Genomic DNA, 3,591 nt, shown 5'->3' on the forward strand with positions numbered 1-3,591 from the left:
TCATGATCAAACGATACCCCCACATTTTTTGTCCGAAATAGCTTTAACAAGGCTTTATCAGATTATCCTCGACATTCAAATGAACAAAAACAAATTGCATAGCGATAGCGAATAGGAGTCGTTCACATGAAAACACTGGATATCAATCAGGCGGCACAATTTCTTGGTGCACATAGAGAAACTATTAGACGTATGGCTGCCACTGGGAAATTACCAGGTGTCAAGGTTGGTAGAAGTTGGATTTTTTTAGAACAAGATCTTGTGATGCATATTAGAAACAAGTACTCTAGCTGCGATGCGTCGCAGGGTGTCCATAATAGGAGTAGTAAAACATGGCACTCTACAAAAGAGATGGGATCTGGTGGGTTGACATTTTCCACCAAGGAAAACGAGTACGTAAAAGTACTGGGACTGAAGTAAAGCAAGATGCTGAATATTTTCATGCTCAATTAAAACATGAGTTATGGACGGAAAAGCAAATAAAATCAATCCCCAATAAAACATGGATGGACGCGGTACGTCGATGGCTAGAGGAATCTGCGCATAAACGCAGTCTGGAAACGGATAAAATTCATTTAGCTTGGCTCGATCAACACTTTCGAACAAAAAAATTAACAGATATTGATCGTGACTTAATCGAATCTATTGCAAAAAAGAAGGAGCAATCGAATGTCTCACCAACTACGGTTAATCGGGTTTTGGAGTTAGTCAGAGCCATTTTAAACCGTGCTCAAAAAGAGTGGGGATGGTTAGAAACATTGCCCGTTATCCGAATGAGAAAAGTTGAAAATAGACGTATTCGTTGGCTAACACAGAACGAAGCTAGTCAATTATTAAAAGAATTGCCAAGCCACTTAAAGGACATGGCTTCTTTTACCTTAGTGACCGGTCTTCGGGAATCCAATGTGACTCAACTAAAATGGAGCGAAATTCATTTAGAAAAAAAGCATGCGCTTATTCATGCAGATGAATCTAAATCAAAACGCCCCATTCCTGTCCCATTGAGCCAACAAGCGATTGCGATATTAAAAGACCAAATAGGTAAAAATCCTACTTATGTTTTTACCTATCAGGGGCAGCCGGTGACACGCTGTAACAATCACGCGTGGCGAAAAGCATTAGAGCGTGCAGGCATTAGTGATTTTCGTTGGCATGACTTACGCCATACTTGGGCAAGTTGGCATGTCCAAAATGGTACACCGTTACACGAGCTGCAACAACTGGGTGGTTGGTCAACTTATGAAATGGTGCTGCGTTATGCACACCTTTCTAGTGAGCATTTAAGAACGGCGGCAGAACGTATTCATGATGTGTCTTTACCCGCGTAGTTGGTTTTTATGACACAGGTTTATGACACGTTTTTGCCACAGTAGCTTGGTTTTTATGACACAAATCAGAGCTAAGTCTTTGATAAATATGGCGCGCTCGGAGGGACTCGAACCCCCGACACCTTGGTTCGAAGCCCGGTAATTGAAAATTAACTTATTGAATTTATTATATAATTAAATGCCGCCACTCACTACAAATGCAGTACAGTGCATAACAGCACTGTACTGATCCCCACAAAATCCCCACATCAATATTTTTAATTATATGAGTATGTGATGAATTTTATTTAATATAATAATTCATATTTATCCCATTAAAACAGAGGATAGTTGAGGAAGGAAAGGAGCAATTATAGTCATATAATTAGCTGCTTTTTGGAGCAAATCGTCATAATAAGATTTATATTCATCCCTAGTTTTTGATTTGGAAAGTTGATCTATCAAATGCATGATTATGACTTTATCTTTTTCAGATTCGATCTCATTTTCTACTTTTATCTTTAGGTTATTAAATATCTCAGTATTTTTAATTATCATGCTTCCAGGGGAGTTTATAAAATTCTCGCCACCTGAAATTGTTATTGTTTGCAGAATATGTGCTTTTGTATCAGGAGATTGATCAGTTTTGTGTACTTGAATTTTAAAATGAGACATTTTATCTGCATTAAAGAATTCTGGATTATCAATGATATAAGATTCTTGAAGCCCGCTAGGCAGCTCTCGCAGAATGAGATCACCTTTTTGAAAGGGTATTGTTTTATCCATAGTATAAATCGTATTGCCCTGTACGTTACCTAGAATATTTTCTTTAAATAATTTCCCATTTTGTATCAGAGTAAGTTTATCTGTCATAAATTTTTTAAATGGCATATTTGCTCCTGCATAGCTTGACTACATTGAATTCAGTTAATTCTGTTTCTTATGGCAATACAACCACTTTCTAAAATATTATAATTGATCATAGTTTATTTTTGAGATGAATGGGTTTTAAAACTATAAATTACTTTCAGTAGTGCGGTTTACAACAGGTAGATAATTATAAGATTTAAGCCCCAAAGAAGAGGCTTAATAATTAGAAAAACATGCGTTTGACCATCTGCTTCTACTGAAAAATAATCGTTTATAAAAAGATCACGAGCAAAAGCGTCATAATCAAAGTAAAACTGTAAATCCTCCGGTATCGCATTGCTGTAGCAGTCATCAAAAAGCGCACGGGCGAAATCAACCTCGCTGTCATAAGCTCCATGATAATGCTCCTCTAACATCTTTTCAGCGTCTTCAATTGAGTAAAAGCTAAAAAGTTCAGCGCCTAACTCACCATGTTTGGCAATAAACGCAGCAAGTTTGGCAATGTCATTGATACTATCGTACTCATCAATTCGAGCACCACCGAATCCTTGAAAATCATGGGTCGCAAACTCTTCTGCTCCTTCAATTGGACTATCAGCTAGCATTTCATTAATTTCATCATAAATGCTGCTCGCATCCTGATCTGCATCAATCCATTTTCCATGTAGTATGCCATTGTTATAAGACGCAAGGCATGCAACATAAATTTGGGGTGTATCCATTGAGTTCTCCTTGAAAAAGGAGTGCTACCCCTTTGCAGGAATAAAGCACTCCTGCTGAGGGTTAAGCCAAACTCAGTTGAGGTTGTCTATCATTGATGAGATAACGTAATTTTTTGCTAGCGCTCTTAATTTCATCTATTTCTTGTGCGGATAGTTCGTGACACAAGACATCAAGTTCATTAATACAGCGAGCTAAATCAAAAAATACATATTCTTTTCCTGAAATAGTGGTGCTCATTGTTTGCATGATTTTTCTCCAAAAAAATTGGGAAAAACCAGCCCATCAGGGAAGTCTTTCCCAGAGGGGTAACAATTGTTTGAGTTGGCCATACTTGCTTACAACAAGTTTGGTTGATTCGCCTAATTTTTAAAGAGCTGCCATTCGTTGATTAAAAAACGAATAGATAAGAACAGGTTTAAAACGAGATGTTTTAATGCAGTTTCACCCTGGTGGATGATCAGTGATAAATTGAGGTTCCCTGCTAACGCTCTGCCATAAGATTAGGGAATGGTAATGGCTATTCACAAGACCGATTGGTTTCGCCAGAGTCTCACTGGCTCGTCAGTTGTGTTGCACATTCATATCATAAACAAACAAAACATATAAATCAATCAAAACGTGTTTTAAATAAAAAATAAAAACACGTTTTGGGTTATTTGAGTATCGTATTATTAGTATATGGATTTGCTAG

General features: G+C 37.4%; 5 protein-coding genes. 2 read left to right on the forward strand and 3 right to left on the reverse strand.

Features of this window, described 5'->3' with window-relative positions:
* The first annotated feature begins 126 nt into the window (after positions 1-126).
* Complete coding sequence (locus LDG_RS18970) at positions 127-420, forward strand: helix-turn-helix domain-containing protein (protein ID WP_080448973.1); 294 nt, start codon at positions 127-129, stop codon at positions 418-420.
* A complete protein-coding gene (locus LDG_RS09415; protein WP_006871075.1) occupies positions 333-1,328 on the forward strand; it encodes a tyrosine-type recombinase/integrase in 996 nt (331 codons plus the stop codon). The genes LDG_RS18970 and LDG_RS09415 overlap by 88 nt, the downstream gene beginning before the upstream one ends.
* A gap of 306 nt (positions 1,329-1,634) precedes the next feature.
* On the opposite strand, the gene LDG_RS09420 is transcribed toward LDG_RS09415, so the two are convergent.
* The 3 genes from LDG_RS09420 to LDG_RS09430 all read right to left on the reverse strand — a co-directional run bounded on the left by LDG_RS09420 (position 1,635) and on the right by LDG_RS09430 (position 3,146).
* Positions 1,635-2,198, reverse strand: a complete 564-nt coding sequence (locus LDG_RS09420) for a hypothetical protein (RefSeq protein ID WP_006871076.1) — start codon at positions 2,196-2,198, stop codon at positions 1,635-1,637.
* Positions 2,199-2,347: 149 nt separating this feature from the next.
* Positions 2,348-2,899, reverse strand: a complete 552-nt coding sequence (locus LDG_RS09425; RefSeq protein WP_006871077.1) for an antirestriction protein ArdA — start codon at positions 2,897-2,899, stop codon at positions 2,348-2,350.
* 61 nt (positions 2,900-2,960) lie between these two features.
* Positions 2,961-3,146 (reverse strand): hypothetical protein, encoded by a 186-nt coding sequence (locus LDG_RS09430; RefSeq protein ID WP_006871078.1) that lies wholly within the window; start codon positions 3,144-3,146, stop codon positions 2,961-2,963.
* Positions 3,147-3,591 lie beyond the last annotated feature (445 nt).

This window comes from Legionella drancourtii LLAP12 (assembly GCF_000162755.2).
Classification (GTDB): Bacteria; Pseudomonadota; Gammaproteobacteria; order Legionellales; family Legionellaceae; genus Legionella; species Legionella drancourtii.